This window comes from Mesorhizobium sp. P2_D6 (genome assembly GCF_056404315.1).
The window spans coordinates 337,511-363,917 of record NZ_JBFUEG010000001.1 but is presented as its reverse complement, the minus strand read 5'-3'; the positions used below and the strand labels follow the sequence as shown (position 1 = coordinate 363,917).

The 26,407-nt window shown below is 62.2% G+C and carries 19 protein-coding genes and 1 tRNA gene; 8 read left to right on the top strand and 12 right to left on the bottom strand.

Translation table 11 applies throughout. The features are described from left to right. Window positions 1-6 precede the first annotated feature (6 nt). Together AC1D1L_RS01605 and pdxR are read right to left on the bottom strand one after the other, a co-directional pair. Window positions 7-1,629, bottom strand: a complete 1,623-nt coding sequence (locus tag AC1D1L_RS01605) for a trimethylamine methyltransferase family protein (RefSeq protein WP_477338256.1) — start codon at window positions 1,627-1,629, stop codon at window positions 7-9. Window positions 1,630-1,837: 208 nt separating this feature from the next. Further along, entirely contained in the window at window positions 1,838-3,331 is a 1,494-nt protein-coding gene (pdxR, locus tag AC1D1L_RS01600; protein ID WP_112560664.1) for a MocR-like pyridoxine biosynthesis transcription factor PdxR, read from the bottom strand. Window positions 3,332-3,697: 366 nt separating this feature from the next. Here pdxR and pgi point away from each other — a divergent pair, with 366 nt between their 5' ends. Further along, a complete protein-coding gene (gene pgi / locus AC1D1L_RS01595) occupies window positions 3,698-5,341 on the top strand; it encodes a glucose-6-phosphate isomerase (protein ID WP_477338737.1) in 1,644 nt (547 codons plus the stop codon). After that, window positions 5,338-6,069 (top strand): HAD family hydrolase, encoded by a 732-nt coding sequence (locus tag AC1D1L_RS01590; RefSeq protein WP_477338254.1) that lies wholly within the window; start codon window positions 5,338-5,340, stop codon window positions 6,067-6,069. The genes pgi and AC1D1L_RS01590 overlap by 4 nt, the downstream gene beginning before the upstream one ends. A 131-nt stretch (window positions 6,070-6,200) precedes the next feature. Here the strand turns inward: AC1D1L_RS01590 and AC1D1L_RS01585 are convergent, their stop codons facing one another. The 3 genes from AC1D1L_RS01585 to AC1D1L_RS01575 all read right to left on the bottom strand — a co-directional run bounded on the left by AC1D1L_RS01585 (window position 6,201) and on the right by AC1D1L_RS01575 (window position 10,928). After that, window positions 6,201-7,934 carry an adenylate/guanylate cyclase domain-containing protein gene (locus tag AC1D1L_RS01585; protein ID WP_477338252.1) on the bottom strand — a complete coding sequence of 578 codons (1,734 nt, stop codon included), beginning with the start codon at window positions 7,932-7,934 and terminating at the stop codon, window positions 6,201-6,203. A 274-nt stretch (window positions 7,935-8,208) separates the two neighbouring features. Continuing rightward, window positions 8,209-8,943, bottom strand: coding sequence for a class I SAM-dependent methyltransferase (locus AC1D1L_RS01580; protein ID WP_477338735.1), 735 nt, complete (start codon window positions 8,941-8,943; stop codon window positions 8,209-8,211). An 8-nt stretch (window positions 8,944-8,951) separates the two neighbouring features. Continuing rightward, window positions 8,952-10,928 carry a long-chain-fatty-acid--CoA ligase gene (locus AC1D1L_RS01575; protein WP_477338250.1) on the bottom strand — a complete coding sequence of 659 codons (1,977 nt, stop codon included), beginning with the start codon at window positions 10,926-10,928 and terminating at the stop codon, window positions 8,952-8,954. A gap of 478 nt (window positions 10,929-11,406) precedes the next feature. Between AC1D1L_RS01575 and AC1D1L_RS01570 the strand changes: the two genes are divergently transcribed. The 5 genes from AC1D1L_RS01570 to AC1D1L_RS01550 are packed head-to-tail and all read left to right on the top strand — an operon-like array spanning window position 11,407 to window position 16,646. Further along, entirely contained in the window at window positions 11,407-13,005 is a 1,599-nt protein-coding gene (locus tag AC1D1L_RS01570) for an ABC transporter substrate-binding protein (protein ID WP_477338248.1), read from the top strand. A gap of 47 nt (window positions 13,006-13,052) precedes the next feature. Next, entirely contained in the window at window positions 13,053-14,060 is a 1,008-nt protein-coding gene (locus tag AC1D1L_RS01565; protein WP_025583791.1) for an ABC transporter permease subunit, read from the top strand. A gap of 26 nt (window positions 14,061-14,086) precedes the next feature. After that, entirely contained in the window at window positions 14,087-14,971 is an 885-nt protein-coding gene (locus tag AC1D1L_RS01560; protein ID WP_477338733.1) for an ABC transporter permease subunit, read from the top strand. Beyond that, entirely contained in the window at window positions 14,971-15,816 is an 846-nt protein-coding gene (locus tag AC1D1L_RS01555; RefSeq protein WP_477338246.1) for an ABC transporter ATP-binding protein, read from the top strand. Before AC1D1L_RS01560 ends, AC1D1L_RS01555 begins: the two co-directional genes overlap by 1 nt. Further along, on the top strand, window positions 15,816-16,646 hold the full coding sequence (locus tag AC1D1L_RS01550; protein ID WP_112560674.1) for a dipeptide ABC transporter ATP-binding protein: 831 nt from the start codon (window positions 15,816-15,818) through the stop codon (window positions 16,644-16,646). Before AC1D1L_RS01555 ends, AC1D1L_RS01550 begins: the two co-directional genes overlap by 1 nt. Before the next feature lie 121 nt (window positions 16,647-16,767). On the opposite strand, the gene AC1D1L_RS01545 is transcribed toward AC1D1L_RS01550, so the two are convergent. From AC1D1L_RS01545 to AC1D1L_RS01515, 7 genes are all read right to left on the bottom strand, one after another. Next, entirely contained in the window at window positions 16,768-18,564 is a 1,797-nt protein-coding gene (locus AC1D1L_RS01545; RefSeq protein ID WP_477338244.1) for an ABC transporter ATP-binding protein, read from the bottom strand. Next, window positions 18,564-19,610 (bottom strand): glycosyltransferase family 2 protein, encoded by a 1,047-nt coding sequence (locus AC1D1L_RS01540; protein WP_477338242.1) that lies wholly within the window; start codon window positions 19,608-19,610, stop codon window positions 18,564-18,566. Before AC1D1L_RS01540 ends, AC1D1L_RS01545 begins: the two co-directional genes overlap by 1 nt. Beyond that, on the bottom strand, window positions 19,607-20,719 hold the full coding sequence (locus tag AC1D1L_RS01535; RefSeq protein ID WP_477338240.1) for a glycosyltransferase family 2 protein: 1,113 nt from the start codon (window positions 20,717-20,719) through the stop codon (window positions 19,607-19,609). The genes AC1D1L_RS01540 and AC1D1L_RS01535 overlap by 4 nt, the downstream gene beginning before the upstream one ends. After that, the gene (locus AC1D1L_RS01530) at window positions 20,716-21,894 is read right to left on the bottom strand and encodes an acyltransferase family protein (RefSeq protein WP_477338238.1); all 1,179 of its coding nucleotides are present in this window, start codon (window positions 21,892-21,894) and stop codon (window positions 20,716-20,718) included. Before AC1D1L_RS01530 ends, AC1D1L_RS01535 begins: the two co-directional genes overlap by 4 nt. Before the next feature lie 479 nt (window positions 21,895-22,373). Further along, window positions 22,374-22,646, bottom strand: a complete 273-nt coding sequence (locus AC1D1L_RS01525; protein ID WP_477338236.1) for a hypothetical protein — start codon at window positions 22,644-22,646, stop codon at window positions 22,374-22,376. A gap of 198 nt (window positions 22,647-22,844) precedes the next feature. Continuing rightward, window positions 22,845-23,753 carry a LysR family transcriptional regulator gene (locus AC1D1L_RS01520; protein WP_477338234.1) on the bottom strand — a complete coding sequence of 303 codons (909 nt, stop codon included), beginning with the start codon at window positions 23,751-23,753 and terminating at the stop codon, window positions 22,845-22,847. A gap of 1,011 nt (window positions 23,754-24,764) precedes the next feature. Continuing rightward, window positions 24,765-24,840: transfer RNA gene (locus AC1D1L_RS01515), tRNA-Thr, on the bottom strand. Between the two features lie 353 nt (window positions 24,841-25,193). On the opposite strand from AC1D1L_RS01515, the gene AC1D1L_RS01510 reads away from it, so the two are divergent. Further along, window positions 25,194-26,405 (top strand): hypothetical protein, encoded by a 1,212-nt coding sequence (locus AC1D1L_RS01510; protein ID WP_477338232.1) that lies wholly within the window; start codon window positions 25,194-25,196, stop codon window positions 26,403-26,405. Window positions 26,406-26,407: the final 2 nt, after the last annotated feature.

Here is a 26,407-nt window from a genome sequence, read left to right as displayed (position 1 = left end):
TTGGGCTTACCCACCCATGCCGCTGCGTGGCAGCTTGATCATCTCGCCGAAGCGAGCGCGCAATTTGTCGTCGAGCAGCTTCGGCACATGGCGGGGGAAACGCTCGGCAAGCACACGCTTCTTCTCGATGATCGCCCGCTGCAAGATGTCGGGCCGACCCTTCTCGTTCCATTCCTTCGGCGAAAAGCGGTCGCCGACGGCCGGATAGAAATATTCGGTCTGCATCAACCGCAGCGTCTGCTCGTTGCCGAGATAATGGCCCGGGCCATTCATGCAGACTTCAGTGATGGTGTCGATCGACAGCGCTTCGTCTGTCACCTCGATGCCGCGCACGCAGCGCAGGCAATGGCCCAGCATGTCGTTGTCGATGATCAGGCTTTCCAGGCAGAAGCCGAGCAGCGAGGCATGCATGCCGGCCGATTCATAGACGAGGTTGAGGCCGGCCAGGCCAGCCATCACATCGGTGATGCCCTTTTCATAGCCGGACTGGATGTCGGGCAGTTTCGAATCCGTCATCCCGGCAGCCGAACCGCCCGGCAGATCGTAGAATTGCGCCATCTGCGCGCAGGCCGAAGTCAGCACCGCCTGCTCGGCCGAGCCGCCCGACATGGCACCGGTCCTGAGGTCGGATACGAACGGCCAGGTGCCGAAGATCGCCGGATGCCCCGGCTTGATGGCGTTGACATAGATGAGACCGACGAGCACTTCGGCCACAGCCTGGACCACTGCGCCGGCAATCGCCGCCGGCGCGGTGGCGCCGGCCTGGCCGGCCGACAAAAGCAGGATCGGAATGCCGCCTTCGACACATGCCTCGAGCACGCCGCAAGCGTCCTCGGCGAATTTCATCGGCGGCACGACGAAGCAGTTGGAGTTGGAGACGAAGGGCCGGGCGCGGAAATTCTCCTCGCCGCCGGCGATCGCATACAGCATTTCCAGCGCCGGCTGCACGTTCTCGCGCACCGTGAACGAGGTGCCGACATGCTTGGACGTTCCCATCACGCAGGCGTAGAGCGTGTTGAAGTCCATTTCGAGCGGATCGGGAATGTCGCGCGGCACCATCGGCCGCTGGAAGAAATGGATGTTGTCGAGCCCTTCGACGAGGCGGGCGGCGTCGTAAATGTCCTGCACCAGCGACTCGCGGTATTCGCGCTTTTCGACATCGACCAGATGCACCGCGGCACCCGCGGTCCCGTAATGCACGCGCTTACCCTGGATCAGCATGTCGTGCTTCGGGTCCTGGCCGTGCAGGGTGAAATTCCGCGCCGCTTTCTTGATCGTGTCCAGCACCAGGCCGCGCGGAAAGCGGATGCGGCCGTCATCGCCATAGACGGCGCCGACCCCGGTCAGCGCTTCGATACAGGAGGGAATGGCATTGGCGAAGCCGACGGTTTCCAGCAGCGTCAGCACCGCTTCATGGATGCGCTCCTGGTCGTTCCTGTTGAGCGGGCCGTAGCTGCCGCCTTCGAGGCCGGCGCGCACCGGCCTGATATCGTCGGCCAGCGGTGCGGCCCGCATGGCGCGGCGCGCTTCGCGCCCGCCGGATCGCCGCGAACGCTGATCACCCAAAGCTTCTTGCTTAAGAGCTGCATCCTTAAGAGCCGCATCCTGCTTCTCAAGAGCCACTGACATGGGAGGCACTCCACCTTTAGCTTGCGAAACCGGACGCGGTGATTGGTCCACCGTCGGCCTGCTTCGTCCCCTTTGTCCGCCGACTATGCCGCCGGCATTGGCACAGCCTATGGGCCAGTGGGCCCCGTCGCATATGCCAGGGAACTAAAGAACAGTGCTGGGAAGGATGTCGGGAACCGGGACCGTTCAAGGCCCCGGCGCGAGGAAATCAGGCGGCTGCCGGCCTGCGGCCGGCCGCGGTCGCCAGCTCGCGGATGCCCGGCTCGATGTGCTGAAGCGCGATCGAGGAAATGCCCAAGCGCATGAAACGCGACGGCTTTTCGGTGCGGTCGAAGAAGCGGTCGCCGGGCTCGATGATGACGCTGCGCGAGGCGGCGGCCTCGGCCAGTCCGCGTGAATCGGTGCCACGCGGCCCTTCCAGCCAGAGCGATGTGCCGCCGGCCGAATCGGTCGAGCGCCATTCCGGCAGGAATGCGGAAATCGCATGGACCAGACGCTTGCGCCGCTCATCGAAGGCCGACGACAGCCGCCGCACCAGGGCCTCGTGATGGCCGAGCGACAGGAACAGCGCGACGGCGCGCTGGTTGTTGGCCGGCGGGTGCCGCAGCATGAAGCGGCGCAGCGCCCTGAGTTCCGCGATTAGTCCAGCCGAAGCCACGATGTAGCCAAGCCGCAAGCCTGGAGCCAGCGTCTTCGACATCGAGCCGACATAGATGACGCGGCCTGAACGATCGAGGCTCTTCAGCGCCTGCTGCGGTGCCTCGTCGAGAAGCTGGCTGTCATAGCCGTCCTCGATGATGATCTGGTTGTGCCGGTTGGCGCGCGCCAGAAGATCCTGCCGCCGCTCCGCCGACAGCGGCACCATGGTCGGGCAATGGTGGCTGGGGGTGACGAAGACGAACCCGGAATCGTTGGGGATGGAAGAGGTTACGATGCCGGACTGGTCGACCGGAACCGGCTGGATGTCGGCGCCGGCCAGCCGGAAGATCGAGCGCGCGTCGGGATAGCCGGGGTCTTCCATCGCCACCTTCGAGCCCTTGGTCATCAGCAGCGTCGCCAGCATATAGAGCGCGTTCTGCGCGCCGAGCGTCACGATGATCTCGTCCGGATTGGCGAAGATACCGCGCCGCGGCAGCAGTCGCGCCTGGATCTGCTCGATCAAGAGCGGATCGTCGCGATCGACCATGTCGGAGGCCCAGTTGCGGATCTCCAGCACCGCCAGCGCCATGCGGTTGCACTCGCGCCATTCGGCGGTCGGGAACAGCGCCGGGTCGAACTGGCCGTAGACGAAGGGGTAGGACGACTTGATCCAGTTGTCGTGCTTGGCCGGCGGCGGCATGTCGCTGGCGGCGATCTGCCGGCGTGCCTTCCAGTCGATCTCGTTCTGCTGGTCCGGCGCCTTCTGGTGCGGCTTGGCGGGGGTGGCCAGCACATCCGGGTTGACGAAATGGCCACGCCGTTCGCGCGCCACCAGGAAACCCTGGTCGACCAGCTGCTGGAACGCCAGCACCACGGTGCCGCGCGCGACGCCGAGTTTTTCGGCCAGGATGCGGCAGGACGGAAGCGGCATCGAAGCGGCGATCTGCCGGTCGAGGATAGCGGCGACGATCGCCTGGCGAATCTGCGCCTGCAGGGTCTGGCCCGATTCCGCCGAAATCCGGAACAGGCCGGACCATATGGCCGTGTCGTTACGCTGTGGCATGGGAGATGTTCCTCGATGGCCAAACTTTTTTGCTTGGCTGGACCAGCGGAAGGTAACCGTGGCACAAGGGGTTGCGCCAATCAATTTTTCTGATCGCTGGGATTTATGCCAGTGATCCTTCGCGACGCGCAGTGTCGTCGCGACGCGTTTTTTCCGGGTGACGCTTGCGTTCATCCCGCCCGCGCGACGCGCAGCGTCGTCGCGTTATGCTGCACCACCGCAATACTGCGCCACACGGCCGCTATGTTGCACTGCGTCATCCCCACGCATTGAAAGAAATGGAATTCGGCTCAATAACTTCACCGCGACACGCGCCGGAAACATCCGGTCTGATAAGATGTCATGAAAAAGTATCAGGAGCCGGCAGTGGATCATTCCTCCTTCGACAAACAGCTTGTCGCCTTGCGTGCTGCGCGCGGGGCGGCATCGGGCACGATGCGCGAGGCTTTTGCCGCCGACCCCAAGCGCTTCGAGACATTCTCGGCCAGCGACGGCGACCTTCTGCTCGACTGGTCGAAATGCGCGGTTGGTCAGCGCACCATGGAGCTGCTCGAAAAGCTCGCCGGCGCCGCCGACCTCGAAGGGCGCCGCGCAGCAATGTTTTTCGGCAAGAAGATCAACATCACCGAGGACCGCGCCGTGCTGCACACGGCGCTGCGCAACCTCTCGGGGAAGGGCGTCACCGTCGACGGCCAGGACGTCAAGGCGGATGTGCTTGCCGTTCTCGACGCCATGGGCGCCTTTGCCGACGCCATTCGCTCGGGTAAGGCCGCCGGCGCCACCGGCAAAAAGATCACCGACATCGTCAACATCGGCATTGGCGGCTCAGATCTCGGCCCGGCCATGGCGACGCTGGCACTGGCGCCCTATCACGACGGCCCGCGCGCGCACTACGTCTCCAACATCGACGGCGCCCATATCCACGACACGCTGAAGGGCCTGTCCGCCGAAACCACCTTGTTCATAATCGCCTCAAAAACCTTCACCACGGTCGAGACGATGACCAATGCCGAGACGGCACGCAAATGGGTGCAGAAGGCGCTCGGCAAGGAAGCGGTCGGCAAGCATTTCGCCGCCGTCTCGACCGCGCTCGATCTGGTGGCGAAGTTCGGCATTGAGGCCGATCGCGTGTTCGGCTTCTGGGACTGGGTCGGCGGCCGCTATTCGTTGTGGGGCGCGATCGGCCTGCCGGTGATGATCGCCATCGGCCCGCGCAATTTCCGCGCTTTCCTCGACGGCGCGCATGAGATGGACGAGCACTTCCGCACCGCCCCCCTGCAGAAGAATCTGCCGACGCTGCTGGGGCTGGTCGGCTGGTGGCATCGCGTGATCTGCGGTTATCCCGCCCGTGCGGTCATTCCTTATGACCAGCGTCTGTCGAGGCTTCCGGCCTATCTGCAGCAGCTCGACATGGAATCGAACGGCAAGGGCGTCACCCTCGACGGCACGGCGGTGACGACGCCGACCGGGCCGCTGGTCTGGGGCGAGCCCGGTACCAATGGCCAGCACGCCTTCTTCCAGTTGCTGCACCAGGGCACCGATTTCATCCCGGTCGAATTCCTTGCCGCCGCCGTCGGCCATGAGCCTGATCTCAAGCATCAGCACGATCTGCTGCTCGCCAATTGCCTGGCGCAGTCGGAAGCATTGATGAAGGGCCGCACGCTCGAAGAGGCGCGCACCCAGATGCTGGCCAAGGGCATGAAGCCAGCCGATGTCGACAAGATCGCTCCGCACCGCGTCTTCTCCGGCAATCGTCCATCGGTGACCATCCTTTATCGCAAGCTCGACCCACGCACCTTCGGCCGGCTGATCGCGCTCTATGAGCATCGCGTCTTCGTCGAAGGCACTCTGTTCAACATCAATTCCTTCGACCAATGGGGCGTCGAGCTCGGCAAGGAACTGGCGACCGGCCTCTTGCCTGTCGTCGAAGGCAAGGAGAGCGCCGCCAAGCGCGACGCATCGACGGCCGGGCTGGTGGCGCGCATCCAGGAATTGCGGGGTGCGGCATGAAAACCCCGGCCGACATCAAGGGCATATTGTTCGACAAGGACGGCACGCTTGTCGATTTCAACGCGACCTGGCTTGGCATTGCCGATTTCATGGCCATGGACGCCGCCGAGGGCGATCGCTGGAAGGCCGACAGGCTGCTTTCGGCGGCAGGCTTCGATTTTGTCGCCAAGCGCTTCAAGCCGGATTCCATCTTCGCTTCCGGCACCAACATGGATGTCGTCGAATTGTGGTTCCCGCGCCTGTCCGACGAGGACCAGATGCTGGCCGTCGCCCGCTTCAACGAAATCACCTCCGTGCAGGGCTCGTCATTGGCCGTGGGTCTGCCGGGCATCGTCGAAGCGCTGACGGCGCTGCACAAACGATCCTACCGGCTCGGCGTCGCCACCAACGATTCCACTGCCGGCGCGGAGAAGACCATGGTCACGCTCGGCGTCGCCCAGCTCTTCGACGCCGCCTATGGCTATGACGCGGTTGCCAATCCGAAGCCGGCGCCGGACACCATCCTCGCTTTTTGCGACCTGACCGGGCTGAGGCCGGCCGAGATCGCCATGGTCGGCGACAACCGTCACGATTTGGAGATGGCACGCGCCGGCGGCTGCGGGCTGGCGATCGGCGTGCTCTCCGGCACCGGCACGCGTGAATCGCTGTCAACGATCGCCGATGTCGTTTTGGATTCCGTTGCCGACTTGCCGGACTTTCTGTCGGCGCGGGTCAAGGAGACGGTCTGACGGGAAGTTTGGGGGGCAAAACGGCACTTTGCGCTAACGGGGCCGGAAGCGGAATGGCGGCTTTTGGCGTCGGAAGAACGATAGCGGACGCAACTGTCAGAAGGACTGAAGCCTTGGCCGACCCAAAGCGGTCATTCCGGCAAGCCCGCTTTGCGCATGCCTTCAGCTAGATGCTGGCGGTCTTCGATGCGAAACAGCGGCTCCTTGGCCACGTATCTGGCAGTGGAGAATTCTGGGATCCGGCGCAGCAAACCAGCAACGCAATCTCTCGCAAGATCGGGCTTGCCAGCCATTGCGTAGCTTGCGGCGAACCAAACCWGTTTCGAGAACGACAAAGAACTTGATCGGCGCATGTTGGCAATGGCGTCGTCATAGCGGCGCGCGTTGAAGTAGACGGCGSCRAGYTCGCCCCARTACCAAGAAGGGTTGAAGAATGGGTCGAGGCGCTTCGCCTCCAGCATCCCCTCAATGGCTCTCTCGGTTTCGCCGCGATAGTTATAGAACATCGCCAAGTCGGTGTGATTGACCGGATGGTTTGGATTTAGCGAAATGGCCTTGGCGAAATGCTGTTCGCCCACTTCGTAGGCGCCGCGATCGACCTGTGCCCAAGCCATTACTAGTTGGCAAAGGTGGTCGTTTTCGTCGAGCGCGACAGCTTTCCGCGCCATCTCGAACGCCTCGTCGCGCAAGCGGTTCGAATCACTCATATCGAGAAACCACTCTCGCTCGATAGCTGACGACAATAGTGCGTAGGCACGAGCGTAGCTGGGGTCGAGTTCGATGGCCCTTTCGAAGTAATGCCGTGCCTCTGCCTCAATCTCTGGCGTACCCATTGGCAACGCATCGCCGCGCAGGACACATTCAAAGGCCGCCAGGCTGGCTGGCGGCTTGCGCAGGACTAAGTCGGTGCGCGCGGCCGTCATTCGTCCTACAAGTGTTCCGACGATAGTGCGAACGATGCGATCCTGGACATCGAATATCTCGTCTTGCGCACTGTCATAACGCTCTGCCCAGACGTGATTGCCCGTCGTGGCATCGATCAATTGGGCCGTTATCCGGATGCGCGTTCCCATACGGCGGACACTGCCCTCGACGAGGTACTGCACGCTGAGTTCGCGTCCTGCTCGTATCATGTCAACGTCAGCTCCGCGGAAGCGGGAGGACGAATTGCGCGACGCAACCTGCATCTGCCGGAAGCGTGAAAGCTCCGTGATCAGGTCCTCTGTAAGCCCGTCGCAGAGGTATTGCTGCTCGACATCGCCACTCATGTTCTGGAAGGGGAGTACGGCGATCGAAGGCTTGTCTTGCTGGACTAGTCTCCCTCGTGCGACTTCCGGTTCCGTCGATGCGGCACCGGACAGCATGTGATAGGCGCGCACTGGCCTGGCGATGTTTTTCAAGGTTTGCTCGCCCAGATCGACAAACTGTTCCTTGAGCTTTTCACGCACCTGCTCGTAGGCCGAACCCGACAAGCAGATTCCGTTCGGCTTCGCCAAGCCTTCCAGGCGGGCGGCGATGTTTATTCCGTCACCCATCAGGTCTCCGTCACTCTCCTCGACGACATCGCCGACGTGGATGCCGATGCGGAATTCAATGCGCTCATCGTGAGGCAGTCCTGTGTTCCATTCGACCATGCCTTCCTGCATCTCAGCAGCGCAACGCACGGCCTCGACAACGCTGCGGAATTCCACGAGAGCGCCGTCTCCAGTACGCTTGACCACTCGTCCATCGTGTGCGGCGATCGTCGGATCGAGCAAGTCGTTCCGCAGAACCCGCAGCCTCGCAAGTGTCCGATCCTCATCCGCTTCTGCGAGGCGGCTATAGCCAACCACATCCGCGACCAGAATCGCTGCGATCTTCCGCATTTGGTTCATCACCTCACTTCGAACAAGAAAGATAGCATGTAACTCGATTTTTGGGCGTAGCTCACGTCTCAGGAATTGTGCTGCAATGGAGCGGCGGAGCCAATGTCAGCTTGTGGCGCCAAGCTGCCTGTGGCCTCTGCAATAGCGATGACCGCTTTGGGTGTATGGACGGGATCGCAGGAATGACTGCCATGAGGCGCAAAGCAGTTCACGTCAGGCCGGCGCAAATCAGCGTTGAGTCGAACCTGGCCATTCAGCGATCGGGCTTGCCGCGTCAGCGCTCTCCCGCCTCAAACGAAAACACCCCGCTCGGCTTGGTCGCAACACTCTTTGCGTCGCCGAAATCCGGCACCTGATATTCGGCCAGCAGCCGCAGCCGCGACAGTGGCAGGTCGGCGCGGCGGGGATCGCCGACCAGAACTTCGATGCCGGCTGCCAGGCAGCGGTCGAGGAATGGGATAACCCGCAGGGCAACCTCGCGATCGTAGAACACGTCGCCTGCGAGCACGACGTCGACCGCCGGCGGCGGCCCCGTGGTGATGTCCTTGCCGACAATGGTCATCTCGACACCGTTGGCCGCCGCGTTGAGGCCGATTGCGGCGACGCCGTTGCGATCGATCTCGGCCGCCATCACCGCGCTGGCGCCGGCCTTCGCGGCGGCGATGCCGACGAGGCCGGAGCCGGCGCCGAGGTCGAGGACGCGGCGGCCGGCCACGCTTTGCGGATGGTCGAGTACATAGCGCGCCAGCACCGCGCCGCCGGCCCAGGCATAGGCCCAGTATGGCGGCTGTGGTTCAGCGTCTTCCGGCTCGCCCGCATCATCGCCCGCGTCGGCGCCTTGGTGTGGATCGACAAGCCGCCTCAGGCCGCTGCCGGGATGTGCCGTATAAAGCCGAATCTCAGGAAGCGCGGGAACGGGCGCTAGCCGCAGGTTCGCCTTGATGAACGCTGCCGGGTCGGGACGTCGAACCACGTCCGCGATCCCGCCATCGCCCAGGCCGTCGTGCAGATCACCCACTATTCCCGCAACGCCCGGCGCAAAATCTTGCCCACCGGCGTCTTCGGCAGTTCGGTCCTGAACTCTATGTATCTCGGCCGCTTGTAGCCGGTCAGGTTCTCGCGGCAATAGGCGGTCAGTGCCTCGACGGTCAGCGCCGGGTCCTTCTTGACTACGAACAATTTTGGTACTTCGCCCGAATGCTCGTCCGGCACGCCGATTGCCGCCACTTCCAGCACGCCCGGATGCTGGGCGACGACTTCCTCGAGTTCGTTCGGATAGACGTTGAAGCCGGAGACCAGGATCATGTCTTTCTTGCGGTCGACGATCTTGGTGTAGCCGCGCTCGTCCATGAAGCCCATGTCGCCGGATTTGAAGAAACCGTCCTTGGTCATCACCTTGGCGGTCTCATCCGGCCGGTTCCAGTAACCGGCCATCACTTGCGGCCCGCGGATGCAGATCTCACCGACCTCGCCCAGCGGCAGATTGTTGCCGTCATCGTCGCGGATGGCGATCTCGGTCGAAGGCAGCGGCAGGCCGATCGTGCCGGTGAAATTGCTGTCGCTGAACCTGTTGGCGGTGGCCACGGGCGAGGTCTCCGACAGCCCGTAGCCCTCGGTGATCGAGTTGCCGGTCAACGCCTTCCAGCGCTCGGCAACCCCCTTCTGCACCGCCATGCCGCCGCCAAGCGTCATGATCAGCGGTTTGAAGTCGAGCTTGCGGAAATCCTCATTGTTGAGCAGTGCGTTGAACAGCGTGTTGAGGCCGGGGAAAATGTGCATCGGGTATTTCTGCAGTTCCTTGACGAAGCCGGGTATGTCGCGCGGGTTGGGAACCAGCACGTTCTGGGCGCCCTGCTGCATACCCATCAGCGCGTTCACCGTCAGCGCGAAGATATGGTAGAGCGGCAGCGCGCAAATGAAGTTGAGATGCGCCGGCTTCGGCTTGATTGCGTAGGCGTCCTGCAGCCACAGCGTGTTCTGCGCGACATTGGACAGCACATTGGAGTGCAGCAGCACAGCACCTTTGGAAATCCCCGTGGTGCCGCCGGTATATTGCAGGAAGGCGACGTCGCTTGCTTCCATCTTGGCTGGCTTGAAGGCGATACCGGCGCCGGCCTTCACGGCTGCATTGAACTTGACATGGCCGGGCAGCGACCAGGCCGGCACCATCTTCTTCACCCGCCGCACGACGAGGTTGACGATCGTGCCCTTGAGGCCGCCGAGCATGTCGCCCATCGCCGCGACCACCACATGCTTGACATCAGTCCTGGCGATCACCGCGTCCAGGGTGCTGGCGAAATTCTCGAGAATGACGATCGCCTGCGCGCCGGAATCCTTGAGCTGGTGTTCGAGCTCGCGTGGCGTGTAGAGCGGATTGATGTTCACCACGACATAGCCGGCGCGAAGCACCGCCATCATCGCCACCGGATATTGCAGCACATTCGGCATCATCAGCGCCACGCGGTCGCCCTTCTGCAGGCCCTTCGATTGCAGATAGGCGCCAAAGGCGGCCGAGTGCCGCTCGAGCTCGGCATAGGAGATCGACTTGCCCATGCACACGAATGCCGGCTGGCCGGAAAACTGCTTGCAGGCGCCGACCAGGAAGTCGCCGATCGAACTGTAGGGCAGGGTGCCGATCTCGGCCGGAACGACTTTCGAATAGCTTTTGAGCCACGGCTTGTCCGGCAGGCCTGCGGCAAGCGCCGTCAGTGTCTTCGGCAGTTTTTTGGCCGGGCTCGGCGCCGGCTTTGCCGCCGCCGTTTTCGATGCAGGGTTGGCGGCGGGCTTTGCAACAGGTGCTGTCTTCGCGGCCGTGGGCTTCGCCGCAGGTTTTGCTGCCGGCTTGGCGCTTGCCTTCGCCGGCGCACTGGCTGCCTTAGGCTTGGCGGTGGCTTTGGCCGAAGGCGCTTTCGGCTTGACGGCAGCGGCGGTGGGTTTTGAAGCGGTTGCCCCTTTTGCTTTCGCCGGGGCCGTTGTCTTTGTTGCTTTTGCCACCTCTAGCCTCCCTCAGTCGTTCGTTGCCTGCTCCACGCTGCACCGCCTCTATATGGTGAGGCGTCCTCCGCTGCAGCGATGTCGCGTATTCCCGGGAAATCCGGTGTATCGTCTATCTATTGCGACTATCGGCGGCCGTGCAAGTCTTGCCCCAGCGGCAGGACGGCAAAGATTTGCCGTCAAAATCTGTCCCGCGCTGCTGCCTTAGGCACCAGCTTGTCGCGATGGGCTTGAGGAACCCCAGCCCCGTGGATCATTGTTCCAGCGATATCGGTCATCAATGAAAAAATGCGGTCGTTAACAATCCCGTGATTAGCAGATTTTGCTATTTCTTTCTGAAATCGAGCAAAAGCCGAGAAATATTTTCTGCTTACGGTGGGGTAGGCAAACAGGGTGTTCCAAAGCCGGAAAAACGGTGCTTATATGCGCGCTTCGCGAGCCTGATAGAGGGGCTTGGAAGAACATCAGGGAGTGCTCAATGAAAAAGAAACTGGCTTTTGCAGCCGCGTTGCTGGCTGCAAGCGTCCTCGGCGGCGTGGCCAATGCCAAGACGCTGGTCTACTGCTCGGAGGCCTCGCCGGCCAACTTCGACCCGGGTACCACGACGGGCGGCAACGACTTCGACGCCTCGTCGCGCACCGTTTATTCGCGGCTGGTCGAATTCAAGCATGGCGGCACCGAGATCGAGCCCGGCCTCGCCGACAAATGGGAAATCTCCGACGACGGCCTGGTCTATACTTTCCATCTGCATCCGGGCGTGAAGTTCCAAACCACCGACTATTTCAAGCCGACCCGTGACTTCAATGCGGACGACGTCGTCTTCTCCTTCGATCGCCAGTTCAACAAGGAAAACCCCTGGAACGGCGAAAAGTACCTGCCGAACCTGACCTGGGATTACTACACCGGCATGGACATGCCGAAATACGTCGCCAAGTGGGAAAAGGTCGACGACCTGACCGTGAAGCTGACGCTGACCGAGCCGAACGCGCCGATGCTGGCCAATCTCGGCATGGACTTCGCCTCGATCGTGTCGAAGGAATATGCCGACCAGCTCGAGAAGGAAGGCAAGATGGCCGACTTCTCGACCAAGCCGATCGGCACCGGTCCGTTCCAGTTCGTCGACTATCAGCTGGATTCGGTCATCCGCTATGCGGCCAACCCCGACTACTTCAAGGGCAAGGAAAAGATCGACGATCTCGTCTTCGCCATCACGCCTGACGCGACCGCCCGCATCCAGAAGGTGCTCGCCGGCGAATGCGACATCGCGCCCTATCCGAATCCTGCCGACATCGGCACGATCAAGGCCAACGCCGACGTGACCCTGATGGATCAGGCCGGCCTCAACATCGGCTATATGAGCTACAACACCACCGTCCCGCCGCTCGACAAGCCTGAGGTGCGCCACGCACTCAACCAGGCGATCGACCGGGCATCGCTCATCAAGTCGCTGTTCCAGGACGCCGGCGCCACGCCGGCCGAAAACCTGATCCCGCCGACCATGTGGTCGTGGGACAAGGACGTGAAGTCCGACGCCTATGATCCGGAAGCGGCCAAGAAGGTGCTGGCCGATGCCGGTCTGAAGGAGATCCAGCTCTGGGCCTCCGATCGCGTCCGTCCCTACAACCCGAACTTCCAGCGCGCCGCCGAACTGATCCAGGCCGACTGGGCCAAGGTCGGCGTCAAGGCGGAGATCGTCAGCTACGAGTGGACGAAGTACCGCGAGGAAGGCAAGAAGAAGGAACGCCCCGGCGCCTTCCAGATCGGCTGGACCGGTGACAATGGCGATCCGGACAACTTCTTCGCCACGCTATTCGCCTGCTCGGCCATCGGCGTGTCGAACTACTCCAGCTGGTGCGACAAGGACTTCGAGGACCTGATCCAGAAGGCCAAGAAGACCAGCGACCAGGCCGAACGCACCAAGCTCTATGAGCAGGCGCAGGTGGTCTTTGCCAAGCAGGCTCCGGCCTTCCTCATGGCACACAGCCAGGTTTACGCAGTCGTACGCAAGAATGTCAGCGGTTACATGATGGATCCGCTCGGCATTCATCGCTTCGACGGCGTCGACAAGGCCGAATAGAACTGTTAGGCGGGCGGCGCGCAATCAAGCGCCGCCCCCTTTTCAAGATGCTCCGATATCTCCTCAACAAAATCGTCTTGGTGCTCCCGACGCTGATCGGCATCACCATCTGTGCCTTCGCTTTCGTCAGGCTGCTGCCCGGCGATCCCATTCTTGCCATGGCCGGCGAGCATGGCGTGTCGCCCGAGCGCTACGCGGAACTGAAGGAACAGTTCGGCTACAATCTGCCGATCTGGCAGCAATACGCGCATTATGTTCGCGATGCCGCGACCGGTAATTTCGGCGTGTCGATTTCGTCCAAGCGCCCGGTCATCGAAGATTTCATGACGCTCTTCCCGGCGACCATCGAGCTCTCTGTCTTCGCCATGATCTTCGCCATGCTGCTGGGCATTCCCGCGGGCATCTTCGCCGCGGTCAAGCGCGGCTCCTGGTTCGACCAGGGGCTGATGGGCACCGCCCTTGTCGGCTATTCCATGCCGATCTTCTGGTGGGGCCTGCTGCTGATCATCTTTTTCTCCGGCTATCTCGGCTGGACCCCGGTTTCCGGCCGCATCGGCCTGCAGTTCTTCATCAAGCCGATCACCGGCTTCCTGACCCTCGACAGCCTGCTCTACGGCAAATGGGATGCTTTCCGTTCGGCATTGAGCCATCTGGTGCTGCCTACAATTGTGCTCGGCACCATCCCGCTGGCGGTGATCGCCCGCCAGACGCGCTCGGCCATGCTCGAAGTGCTGGGCGAAGACTATGTCCGGACCGCCCGCGCCAAGGGGCTGTCGTCGTCCCGCGTCATCGGCGTGCACGCGCTGCGCAATGCGCTGATCCCGGTGGTCACCACCATCGGCCTGCAGGTCAGTACGCTGCTCGCCGGGGCCATTCTCACCGAAACCATCTTCGCCTGGCCGGGCATCGGCAAGTGGATGGTCGATTCGATATCCAAGCGCGACTATGTCGTCGTACAGTCGGGCTTGCTGTTGATCGCCCTTATCGTCATGGCCGTGAACCTGATCGTCGACGTGCTTTATGCCGTCATCAACCCGCGCATCAGGGCAGCGTGATGAGCCAGTCGACCGAAATCGCCCCGATGGCCGCCGGCAATCCTGATCGCCTGACCGGCTTCAGGACCTTCTGGCACTATTTCTCGGTGAACCGCGGCGCCGTCATCGGCCTGTTCGTCTTCATCCTGCTGGTGCTGGCTGCGCTGTTTGCGCCGCTGCTGGCGCCCTACGCGCCCGACATCCAGGACAAGACCGCGTTCCTACGGCCACCCTCCTGGCAGGCGGGCGGCAGCGCGCAATATCTGCTTGGCACCGACGCGGTCGGCCGCGACATGCTCTCGCGCCTGCTCTATGGCGCGCGTTTCTCGCTGCTGATCGGCGCCGTCGTCGTCACGCTGGCACTTACCGGCGGCATCACGCTCGGCCTGCTGGCCGGCTATTTCCGCGGCTGGGTCGACGTGGCGATCATGCGCGTCATGGATTTGATCCTGTCCTTCCCGTCGCTGCTGCTGGCGCTGGTTCTGGTCACTATCCTCGGCCCCGGCCTGTTCAACGCCATGCTGGCCATTGCGCTTGTCCTGCAGCCGCATTTCGCGCGCCTGGTGCGCGCCGCTGTCATGGCCGAAAAGAGCCGTGAATATGTGGTCGCTGCCAAGGTTGCCGGCGCGGGACATATCCGGCTGATGCTGCGCACCATCCTGCCCAACTGCCTGGCGCCGCTGATCGTCCAGGGCACGCTGTCCTTCTCCAACGCCATCCTCGAGGCGGCCGCCCTCGGCTTCCTCGGCCTCGGCGCCCAGCCGCCGACGCCGGAATGGGGCACCATGCTCGCCTCGGCGCGTGAATTCATCCTGCGCGCCTGGTGGGTGGTGACCTTCCCTGGCCTCGCCATCCTCATCACGGTTCTGGCCATCAACCTGATCGGCGACGGCCTGCGCGATGCGCTCGATCCGAAGCTGAGGAGGTCGTGATGCCGCTGCTCAACATCCGCAATCTCGTCGTCGAGTTCCAGACCGCATCCGGTCCGTTCCGCGCGGTCGACGGCGTCTCGCTCCATGTCAACGAACGTGAAGTGCTGGCCATCGTCGGCGAATCCGGCTCCGGCAAGTCGGTGTCCATGCTGGCGGTGATGGGCCTTTTGCCGTGGACCGCGACGGTCACTGCCGACGAGATGAGCTTCAATGGCCGCGACCTCCTGAAGATGAGCCCGGCCGAGCGCCGCAAGATCGTCGGCAAGGACATGTCGATGATCTTCCAGGAACCGATGGCCAGCCTCAATCCTTGCTTCACCGTCGGCTTCCAGATCGAGGAAGTGCTGCGCTTTCATATGGGCATGGACAAGGCCCAGCGCCGCGAGCGCGCCATCGAACTGCTGACGCAGGTCGGCATTGCCGAGCCTGCGGAACGGCTGAACTCGTTCCCGCACCAGATGTCGGGCGGCCAGTGCCAGCGCGTCATGATCGCCATCGCCATTGCCTGCAATCCGAAGCTATTGATCGCCGACGAGCCGACCACCGCGCTCGACGTCACCATCCAGAAGCAGATCCTCGATTTGCTGGTCTCGCTGCAGGTCAAATACGGCATGGGTCTGATCATGATCACCCACAATATGGGCGTCGTGGCCGAGACCGCCGACCGCGTCATCGTCCAGTACAAGGGCCGCAAGATGGAAGAGGCCGACGTGCTGTCGCTGTTTGAATCGCCGAAGAGCAACTACACCCGAGCGCTGTTGTCGGCGCTGCCGGACAACGCCGTCGGCGACAGGCTGCCGACCGTCTCAGACATGCTGTTCGAACCGGCCGCCGGAGTCGCCTGATGAGCATCAAGGTCGTCGAAGGCAAGAACATCAAGCGCGACTATCACGTCGGCGGCGGCCTGTTTCGCGGCGCGCGCACCGTGCATGCGGTCAAGGGCGTCTCGTTCAGCGTCGACAAGGGCAAGACGCTGGCCATCGTCGGTGAAAGCGGCTGCGGCAAGTCCACGCTGGCGCGCATCATCACGCTGATCGATCCGGCAACGTCGGGAGAGCTGTTCATCGACGGCAACAAGGTCGACATCGCCAGGAGCGGGTTGACCAAGGAGATGCGCCGCAAGGTGCAGATCGTCTTCCAGAACCCTTATGGCTCGCTCAATCCGCGCCAGAAGATCGGTGATGTTCTGGGCGAACCGCTGCTGATCAACACCGACAAGCCGGCCGAAGAGCGGCGCGACCTCGCCATGAAGATGCTGAAGAAGGTCGGCCTCGGAACCGAGCACTACAATCGCTACCCGCATATGTTCTCCGGCGGCCAGCGCCAGCGCATCGCCATCGCCCGCGCGCTGATGCTGAACCCGAGCCTTCTGGTGCTCGACGAGCCGGTTTCCGCGCTCGATCTGTCGGTGCAGGCGCAGGTGCTCAATCTGCTCGCCGACCTGCAGGACGAGTTCCAGCTGACCTATGTCTTCATCAGCCACGATCTGTCTGTCGTGCGCTACATCGCCGACGACGTGATGGTGATGTATTTCGGCGAGGCGGTCGAATACGGCTCGCGCGAAGAGGTCTTTGCCGACCCCAAGCACAACTACACCAGGACGCTATTCGCCGCGACGCCGCGTGCCGACGTCGCCTCGATCAAGGCCAGGTTGGCGAAGAAAAAGGCCGCCTGACCTCCCTGGCAATTGCTTTTGCACAATCGGGAATGCGTCACGGCGGTGGTTTGCCGGCACGATTGATCGCAATCCGCGAGCTGCCGGGCGCAAGCTGCGTCGCAGATTCGGGTGCGTCCCATCACTCACCCGCTCCGTGTTGGTAAAGCTCGTCCATGCTGAGCTTTGCCAGCGTTGCGAAGGGGGCCTGTTTCTTCACCCGACCGCGGCTCAAGATCACCACGTCGTCGCAGAACGAGATGGTGCTGTGGTGATGGCTGATGACAATGGTGGTGCGGCGGCCGGCCCGCGACTTTAGCGTCTCGACAATAGCGGCTTCCGACAACCCATCCACCGCACTGGTGGCTTCGTCGAGGATGAGAATATCGGGATCGCGCACCAGCGCCCGCGCCAAGGCGATCCTTTGCCTTTGTCCGGCTGACAGGTTGATGCCCCGGTATCCGACAAGTGTCGCGTAACCCTGCGGCAGGTGCTCGATGAATTCATGTGCCTCGGCCAGCCTTGCGGCGTGCATGGCGTCGCTGGCCGACGCCGTGTCGTGGCCGTAGACAATGTTTTCAAAAATGGTGCCGTCGACCAGCTCCAGCTCCTGACTGGCCAGGGCAATGTTCCGCAGCCACTGCCTTGGGTCGATTTCACCAAGCGGTGCCCCATCGACGAGGATCCTGCCGCTGTCGGGTTCGACGAAGCGGCACAGGAGATTGACGATCGTCGTCTTGCCCGCGCCTGAGCGGCCGATCAGCGCCGTCGAGCGGCCGCTGCGGATGTCGAACACCGCCTGATGCAGCACCGCCTCGCGCGCGTCGGGGCCGGACAGGGCACCGGAATAGGCGAAGCTCACATCATCGAAGCTGATCCCTTGGCGCAAGCCCTCGAACGGCAGGCTGCCCTGCGGCGCCTCGGGCTTGTCGGAAGGATCGAGCAGCCATTGCACCTCCTCCAGCGAGCCGCTCATGCCTTGCAGCTGACTCCACGACATCTGCAAGGCGCGCATATGCGGCTGCAGCCGGTAGAGCAGGATGAGGAAGGCAACGGTCAGCGGGAAGCTCACATTCGCCAGCCAGGCTCCGATCACCACCGCCAGGAACAGCATCGCGTGCAACACCTCGGTCAGCGGCGGCAAGACGCCCTGGCGGATTGAAAGCACGAAAGCCGCCCGCCGCACCCCGTCGGACGCTTTGGCGAAAATCGCCTTTTCGCGGCTCTCCTGCCCGAAGATGCGGATCAGGCGCCCAGCATGCACCAGATGCAGCATCTGCGACGCGAGTGCGCTGTTGCGCGAGACGACGCTGCGGCTCGGCGCCTTCAGATTGGACGACAAAATCCCGTGCGCCAGCTGGACAAGTGCCAGCCCCAGCGTCACCAGCAGCGTCATCTGCCAGGACAGGAGCAGGAGGAAGGTGAGCAGGATGACGGCGGCCGAGGCACTGACGATCGCGCCGAGCAGGGCCTGGATAGCGTCGGACGCTCGCCAGGATTCGTTGGAGATGATGTTGAGCAGCCGCCCGGGGCTTTGCTGCAGGAAAAAAGGGTAGCCGACCCTGAGCAACTGCTCCGACAGTGCGCTGCGGATCGAATAACCTGCCTTGCCGTAGATGAAGCTGGTCAGCAGCGTGTTGGCGAAGGCAAAGATATTCTTCAGCACGATCGAACCGAGGATCGCGGCCGAAATGGCGATCAGCCGCTCGCGCTCGCCGAGGTCCGCTCCAACCTGCTGGAGGAGGGCGGAGAAACCGGCCATGCCTGATGTTTCGCCACGCCCCATAATGATGCCGAGCAGCGGAATGATGAGGCCGATGCCGAGGCCTTCCAGCGCGGCGCCCGCAAGCCCGAGCCCCACCACGATGGGAACGAGCCGCAACAGCCTGCCACCAAGCGCGCGGCGCAGCATTGGCAGGGCTGACGGAATCCGTGACATTATCGCGCTCTGGCCTCCGCATTGGCTTCGCTGGCTTGCCGGTCCTGGCGCAACGGCAACCGTTTTGGCCATCCCATCATCACGAGCAGCGCAAATCTGGCGGCACCTGCCAGATTCATGACGACAATAGGCCAGTGCGACAGATCGAGGTCGCGGTCGAAGCGAGGACGGCCCGCCAGTTCCTTGAACGCGGCCCGCGCGGACCAATAGACATGGCGAAGCAGCCAAGGGGCGTGGCGGACATGTTTCAGGCACAGCGCACCATTACCGAAGCTATAGTCGCGGTGCAGCCTGTCGATCGATTTGCGGTCTCGCCTGCCGTGATGATGCAAGACCGTCATGTCGGGCACATACTCGACCGGCATGCCGAGCAGCATCGCCCGCACGAGATAATCCGTATCCTCAGCCGAGCGTAGCGGGCCGCCAGCGCCGAAGCGTTCGTCGAACGGCCCGATGCGGGCCGCGACGTCGCGGTGCATGGTCATGTTGCAGCCGAGCACGAAGCCGCCCGGGTGGACCGCCGGGGTCAGCCGCTCGCGCGCCTCCCAACGCTTGATGGTGAAAGGCAGGTCCCGGGCATCACCGAGCTCGACGCGGCCGCCGCGGATCAGCCACTTCTCGCCGCTCCGGTAGTGCCGTTCAAGGTCGCGGAGATAGTCGCGATCGAGCTTGCAGTCATCGTCGATGAAGACCAGTACGCGGCCTCGCGCTCGCGCCAGTCCGGCATTGCGGGCAGCGGCTAGTCCGGGACGGGGCTCCGAGACGGCTGTGACTGGGATGTCTGACGTTTCGGCGATACCGGCCAGCCGCTTTGACGTGCTGTCCCGTGAACCATTGTCGACCACCACCAACTCAGCCGCGAAGGCGGCGTGCGCCCGGCATGCAGTCTGGATCGACGCTATGCAGGCCTCCAGCACAGCGGCGCGGTCGCGCGTGCAGACGATGAAGCTGACCTCGAACGACGGCCGCTCCGATCGGGGAGTTGTCGGGACAGGCGCTTTCGCAAACGGGTGATCGCGCAGGAGCGGGTGGGGCCTGTCGGTCATACTATTCCCCGCTGATAACGCGCCAGCACCGCTTCGGCCGGCGTAGTTTTGAAGAAGTACTCCAGCGCGTCCGCCCGCTTTCCGGCCGCTATCGAGGCCAGGCTGAGCCAGGGCGCCCAGACGCCGGGACGCAGCGCATATTGTTCGCGGCGCCGGATGAAGTTCCATCTCGCTGTCCGCGTCAGCAATTCATGCGTCAGCGGCGGCTTTCTTTCGTCGCTGACGAGCTGGTAGAGGAAATAGAACAGGTTCAGCGCGCCGGCCTCGAAGCTTGGCCGTGTGCTGGCCGGCAGCGCGGAAATCCGCTCTTCCAGCGCACGGATGAAATCGGCTGCGCGCGCAACCGTGTCGAAAGAGACGGCCCCGCCGATGTCGCGCAGATCCGCAGTGGCTTCCGCGAGCCCCTCACGTTCGAGATTTTCGGCCACGATCCGCAAATGCGTCCTGCGCATTTCCTTGGCATGCCGCATGGTCACGCTTCCCGCATGGATGCGATAGACGAGCAGGTTCTCGGGTGAGATGGTCGCTGGGAAACGGCGAGCAAGCCGCCTGAAGAGATCGAAATCCTCGGCGTGCCTGTATTTCGGATCGTAATAGAGATCGTCGTTCCCTATGACCTTCCTGTTGTAGACCACCGTCGGATGCATGAATATCGTAAAGAACATCGACAATATGTCGAGCCGGCCGGATCGGAACGCCGGGTCGAGCCTGCCCTTGGCGATACGGCCGTGAAGCAAGGTATCGACGCAGGCGCCGCAGAAGCCGAGCTCGGGCCGCCGCTCGAACAGTGCCACCTGGCGCGAGAGGCGCCAGGGATAGGCGACATCGTCCGCATCCATTCGCGCAACCAGCTCGCCCTGGGCCAGTCGGAGCCCTTCATTGAGGGTGGCGACGAGGCCGCGGTTTTCACGTGAGATGACAGAAACGCGATTGTCGGCCCGGCGGTATCGTTCGAGGATCTCGAGCGAACTGTCAGTCGACCCGTCATCGATAGCGATGACCTCCAGGCGATCGTAGTCTTGCCGCAGGATGCTCCCCAGCGCAGCGGCGAGATAAGGCCCGGCATTGTAGACCGGCAGCAGGACGGAGACGAGCGGCGCGGCGGTCATCTCTGCGCATCCCTTCGCGGGAGGTCGAGCGGGGCGCGGCCATCGGGGGATCCGCTGGCATAGGCGTCCGCCGCCCTGCCGAGCCAGCCGGCATCGCCGGCGCGTGCCTGGGAGCGGCGGCGCGCGACATAGGGGAAGCGGCGCTTGAGCCCGTTGAGCGGCTTTTCGAAAACCGTCCACGAGATCGAAGCGACGGCGATCGTGGCGGCGCTCGCGACCAGCAACCGCCCTGGCCCCTGCTCCGAGACATTGAGCGGAATCCAGGGCTGTGACTTGACGGCGAGCGACAGAAGGATCGGATGGTAGAGATAGACGCCGTAGCTGATGCGGCCCAGTGACAGCAGCGGCGGCAGTTCGAAAACCCGGCCGAGGGCGCCGCCAAGGCCGGCTGAACAGGCGGCGACGACGGCCACCAGCGGCACCAAGGGCAGGATCTGCAGCAGCGCCCAGCGGGCCCATTCCAGCATGGGATCGGCCGGTGCCGGGACAAGCCACTCAATCGCCAGGAAGATGGCCGCAAGGGCTGGCCAGCATAGCCGCATCCATTGCGGCAGGCCAGCGCCTCTGGTCCGCCAGCAGGCAAGCAGAGCACCCAAGGCCAGCGCATCCATCGATGCCGGTGGCAGCAGGTCGCGCGCCAGCGCCGGGGTGGCGGTGATCGGCCAGTAGAAGCGATAGGCCAGCGACAACAGGATGACGCCGATAGTGATCGCTTCCACGCGCCGGCGCGGTGCAAGAAGCACGACCAGCGGCCAGGCGATGTAGAACTGCTCCTCGATGCTCAGGCTCCAGAAATGGCAGAGTAGCCAGGGTGTCCATTCGTTGCGCAGCGCGTACCAGAAATTCGACAGGTAAAGCGCATGCCAGGCGAGCGATCCACTGGACTGCTCCAGATCGGTCAGCCAGACGAACCCGAGCACGGCGAAATAGGGCGGGAATATGCGCAGCGCGCGCCTGATGTAGAAGGATCTCAAGGCAGGACCGGCTTCGAATTCGGCCGCGGCGCGGGCTTCGAGCAGCAGTCGGGTGATCAGGAAGCCGCTCAGCACGAAGAACAGCCGCACGCCGATATGGCCCCAAAAGGAGGACCCGTTGGGTGCCAGGAAATGAGAATAGAGGACCATCGTGACAGCGATGGCGCGCAGCGCGTCCAGCTGATTGTCGCGCGCGACCATCAGCCATTTCCGCCGGTCTGATATCTCCGAAGAAGCCGGCGGCCCGCCATTCCGGGTCTCAGGTCTGCCAGCGGTGACAGTACGCCGACAACGTCAAACCCGCGCCTTGTGCGCGAGGCAGTCTCGAAATCGGTAGTGGCCAGCGAAAAACTCAAGCTGGTCACCTTGGCGGAATCCTCCACGGCGCACGTCCTGGTACTGAATCCCCCAGGAAATGGTGTAGCCGGGCAATGGTGCAGTGCAACACAAAATATCTTCCGAACTGTAATATTTATGTGAGTGAATGCTTAAAAATGGATATGATTGGCAAATGCGCGGTGTCGTTGACGGATTTTCTCGCGCGCCATGCCCGTCGGGCGAGTTGTGTCTTATCACGAAGACCTGGTTTAATTGCATGTCTCGAATCTGCATGGCTTGATGTCTTCAGTAGGCTACCAAAATATCTCAAGAAGATAGGTGTTGTATTTTATGAATGAAGTTTATATTGCCGAATAATCGGCAAAATCGAAACTATTGATTTTGCGCGACGCAGCATAATCGATGGCCAAGCGTCTGACGACGCAGTCCTTCCCGCTAGCGCGACAATCCCGGTGCTGGAACAGAGAACCGGAGACATCCGCACCAGTGGCGGCAGCCACATAGGCGGATTTTACGGTGGTTTGTGATAGGTGAAATTTGGGAATTTTGGAGAGGTGGATGCCATGCGCGCCCTCAAGCGGATTGAAGGGTCCACCACGCGCCGAAGCCTGCATTGGATGATGCGCTCTTCGTCGTGACTTCCACGCCGCTTCAGAAAGGACCGGTATTGCACTGGTGGGCTGTTAGCATTGTCTTGGGCCGACAAATGGCCGGACAGTGCCGCCTCACCCCTCACGGTGCGTCTACACTGGCAACGCTTGCAACCACGCGACAGCCCTTTCCAGGTGCATCAAGCTGAGTGGCAGGTGCCATCACGACACGTCATACTGCTGCGCCAGCGAGGCGAAAAGCTGGTCGGCGAAACGGGCAACGGCCACCGGTAGGGTGCGGCCCTTGAGTTGGCCGACATAGAGCATGCCAGCGGGCACGTCGCGCGGGTCGAGCGGCCGGGAGGTCATGTCACCGGTCATCGCCTGGTGGGACAAGCCAATTGGGAAATGGAAGGTGATGATATCCTCCGAGATAGCGTGGTTGCGCAGGAATTCGAAGCTGTCCGACTGAATCACCGGCTCCAGCTGCAGCGATGACGATTGCGCCCCGATGTCGAGCAGGTAGCGCACGCCGTAACTTGATGTGGGAAGCGCGATTGGATAGTCGAGGCAAGCGCGCAACCGCACCGTCTCGTGAGAAGCCAGCGGATGATCGGGCCGCATAACCGCATGCACCGGCTGGTGCACCCGCATCAGCGTCATGAAAGCAGCCAGCCGGGTTGGCTCGTAGACGATGGCGATGTCGGCCGTGTGATCGACCAAGGCGCGCTCGGCCTCCTCCCGGTCGCGCAGGTGCACTCCGAAGGTCACATTCGGATGTTCCTTGCGGTAGAGTGAGATCTGCATCGGCAGATGGTAGGGCAATAGCGCCTGGCTGCAGGCGATCGCCACATGGCCGCGCCGGGCGCCAGCAAGGTCTGCAATCTGCGATTTCACGTGCTCCATATCGGATAACTGGTTGCGCATGTGCTGCACTAGAAGTTCGCCGGCGCTGGACAATCGCACGCCGTGAGGCAGTCGCTCGAAAATCGCAACGCCCAGTTCGGCCTCCATCGCCAATATACGCCGGTTGAGCGCCGTCGACGTTATGGCGAGCAATTCCGCGGCGGCGCGGATCGAACCGGTCTTGGCCACCACATCGATATAGTGAGCGGAGTTCAGGTAACGCATCGGCAGCCCCCGGCATCACTGCTGCAATTCTTGCAGCAGGCTGAACAAAACATAGCACAAGACAGCAGCACCGTCATCGATATAATTAAACCTGTCGACATATAAGTGGAGAAGTATCTTCAAGCGACATTGATCATTCAAAATCAATGAAAGCTGGTGCAATGGATTTGTTTCAGATCCTCCAGTAAATCATTAATCAAAAAGGAGAAATCATGCGCTACATATCGTTTGTAAGCTTAGTTTCTCTCGGTTTTGTTGCCATTATAAATGTATCGGCGATTGCCGCCGAGCAATGCAGCGACGCGAATGAGTCATCGAGCCTACCAGGTTATATTCATCAATGTAGTGTGACTTCCAAGCCCAATATCAACGAAAGCGTCTTAGCAGACGCCGGAGAGCGTAAAAGCTGCGGTTCGGATTGTGCGCAAGTCTACAGTATGTGCACGCCCAGCAGGGGTAGAGACTGTCACCAAGAATACAAAACCTGTTCTTGGAAATGCGTCTTTGGTGCGGAAACAACGATTAGCCAGTAGAGAAAATCTGACATTTGAAATCTTTGTGCGGAATTCTTGTTGGGCGTTTAGTGCGCGAGTCGGGCGGATGCGCGCCGAAATTACCATAACTGTTTCGCCCGCCGACCGCTGCGTGTGCACAAGGAGGCTTCTTCCTTGTCAAAAGAAAGGGCCGCGCCGTTGCTCTGGCCTTGTTCCTCTATGCATTGTTCATCGCGGGAATCACTTTTGCTGCCAGTTGGGAGGGGGCCGGTCCTGATTTGCGGTATGGGAGATAGCGCTTGAGACCAAGGGCAAACAATTGGACAATCTTGATACGGCCTGCAAGCGGGATTGGTTCAATCCGATGACTGATGCCGTCGCCTAGACCGCCATTGTACAGGTGAGACGCGACTCTCATAGGGCTGCCAACGAAGCCTTCTAAGGTGGGTTTTCGGGTGGATGGAAATCCATCCAGTTTTTGTATCCTACTGGGAATAAGCCATTTCCAGTAGAAAATTGGTGCCGCTTAGGTGACTCGAACACCTGACCCCATCATTACGAATGATGTGCTCTACCAACTGAGCTAAAGCGGCCCGGGAAGCGCAGCGCTTCCAAGATCGGCTGGGTGATAGACTCAACCGGCCGCTAATTCAAGATGGGCAACCGCGATTTCAAGGCGGTATCCGGCAATTCATCCCGGCATTTCCAGTTGGCACGGGAATGAGCCACGTCTCGTTTCGTTTTTCGATCGCGTGGGATTATCTCGGCGGTCTGCGCGTAAATTGCCCGGGAAGGTGACGAAACAGGCTGATTTTATTGTTAAAAACCCTGGAAATTGGCCTCCAACGCCCCGCTAAGGCAGAATGCGGGCGCTCGCCCGTTGATTGATTGGTCGCCTGCGGCTAACGATCATGGCAATGTGAGCGAACGGACAGGGGAAATTCGCTTGGACGCGATCGAAAAAGCGATCCGCAACGCCTTCGAGAAAGGCAATGCCGAGGACCGGGCGTTTCGCGAGAGGGTCTATCGATCGGCCTTCGCGGCGCTGGACCGCGTCCTTCAGGCCAATCCCGGCGTGACGGTGGAAGCCGCCATCAAGCGCCGCAAGGCGGTGCAGGAAAAGATCACCGAGATCGAATCGGAATTCCTGCCGGCGGTCCCCGATGTCGCCGCGCAGACGCAAGACGCTGCTCAGACGCAAGGCGCCGCTCAGGCCCAAGATACTGCGGAGACGCAAGGCGCCGCCGAAGCGCCTGCTGTCGATGCCCCGACAGGCGTCGCGGCCGGCCCGTCGCCGGCGATCGTCGTTGATGGGCCGGTTCAGCCCGATGCATCCGACGCGCCGCGCTCGCGCGTGCTGCCGGTCGTCCCCGACATCATGCCCGACGCCGCGCTTCCTGGCGCCCCGGCGATCGACATGGCCGATTCCGCGCCGGCCGAGACCGCGACGGAAGTGGCGCCTGACCGCGACGAAAGGCGGATAAGAGGCCGCCGCCTGCCGCTGACGGCGATCTTCTTTGGCGTCACTTTGCTCGCTGCCGCCGGCATCGGCCTCTATTTCGCCGTCCAGACCGGCGTCTTCAAAACACCGGCGCAACTCGACACGGCCCCGCCCGAGGCGCCGCCGACAGTCGACGATGACGATTTCACGCCGCCCGCCGATACAAACGCGCCGCAGCAGCCTGGCGCGCCGCAACTGCCAGGTGCGGCCGAACAGACGCGTGACTGGATCAACGTGTTTACACCCACCGATCCGACTCATGTGGCGACGCCCTCCGACGCCAAGGCCGATGTCGTGCAGGACGATACCGGCTCCTTCCTGCGCATCCGCTCCGGCGCGTCCGGCTCGGCTATCAGCTTCGATGTCGGGCAAGGCGTGCTCGAGAAGCTTGCCGGCAAGCATGCCGTGTTCGACATCGTCGCCCGTGCCGAGGACGGCAAGGACACGCAAATCTCCATCGACTGCAATTTCGGCGATCTCGGCGATTGCGGACGCAAGCGCTATGCCGTCGGCCAGCAGCGCAACGAATATCTGTTCGACGTGAAGTTCCCCGACAAGCCCCCGGGCGCGGCCGGCAGCATCGCCATCAACTCCGACTTCGACAAGCAGGGCAAGGCGGTCGATATCTACGAGATCCGCGTCTCGATCGAGCCGTAAAC

Coding starts and splice junctions, on each gene's coding strand:
- AC1D1L_RS01605 (WP_477338256.1), bottom strand. CDS start 1,629: ATGTCAGTGGCTCTTGAGAAGCAGGATGCGGCTCTTAAGGATGCAGCT.
- pdxR (WP_112560664.1), bottom strand. CDS start 3,331: ATGCCACAGCGTAACGACACGGCCATATGGTCCGGCCTGTTCCGGATT.
- AC1D1L_RS01590 (WP_477338254.1), top strand. CDS start 5,338: ATGAAAACCCCGGCCGACATCAAGGGCATATTGTTCGACAAGGACGGC.
- AC1D1L_RS01570 (WP_477338248.1), top strand. CDS start 11,407: ATGAAAAAGAAACTGGCTTTTGCAGCCGCGTTGCTGGCTGCAAGCGTC.
- AC1D1L_RS01565 (WP_025583791.1), top strand. CDS start 13,053: ATGCTCCGATATCTCCTCAACAAAATCGTCTTGGTGCTCCCGACGCTG.
- AC1D1L_RS01560 (WP_477338733.1), top strand. CDS start 14,087: ATGGCCGCCGGCAATCCTGATCGCCTGACCGGCTTCAGGACCTTCTGG.
- AC1D1L_RS01555 (WP_477338246.1), top strand. CDS start 14,971: ATGCCGCTGCTCAACATCCGCAATCTCGTCGTCGAGTTCCAGACCGCA.
- AC1D1L_RS01550 (WP_112560674.1), top strand. CDS start 15,816: ATGAGCATCAAGGTCGTCGAAGGCAAGAACATCAAGCGCGACTATCAC.
- AC1D1L_RS01545 (WP_477338244.1), bottom strand. CDS start 18,564: ATGTCACGGATTCCGTCAGCCCTGCCAATGCTGCGCCGCGCGCTTGGT.
- AC1D1L_RS01540 (WP_477338242.1), bottom strand. CDS start 19,610: ATGACCGACAGGCCCCACCCGCTCCTGCGCGATCACCCGTTTGCGAAA.
- AC1D1L_RS01535 (WP_477338240.1), bottom strand. CDS start 20,719: ATGACCGCCGCGCCGCTCGTCTCCGTCCTGCTGCCGGTCTACAATGCC.
- AC1D1L_RS01530 (WP_477338238.1), bottom strand. CDS start 21,894: ATGGTCGCGCGCGACAATCAGCTGGACGCGCTGCGCGCCATCGCTGTC.
- AC1D1L_RS01525 (WP_477338236.1), bottom strand. CDS start 22,646: ATGCAGGCTTCGGCGCGTGGTGGACCCTTCAATCCGCTTGAGGGCGCG.
- AC1D1L_RS01520 (WP_477338234.1), bottom strand. CDS start 23,753: ATGCGTTACCTGAACTCCGCTCACTATATCGATGTGGTGGCCAAGACC.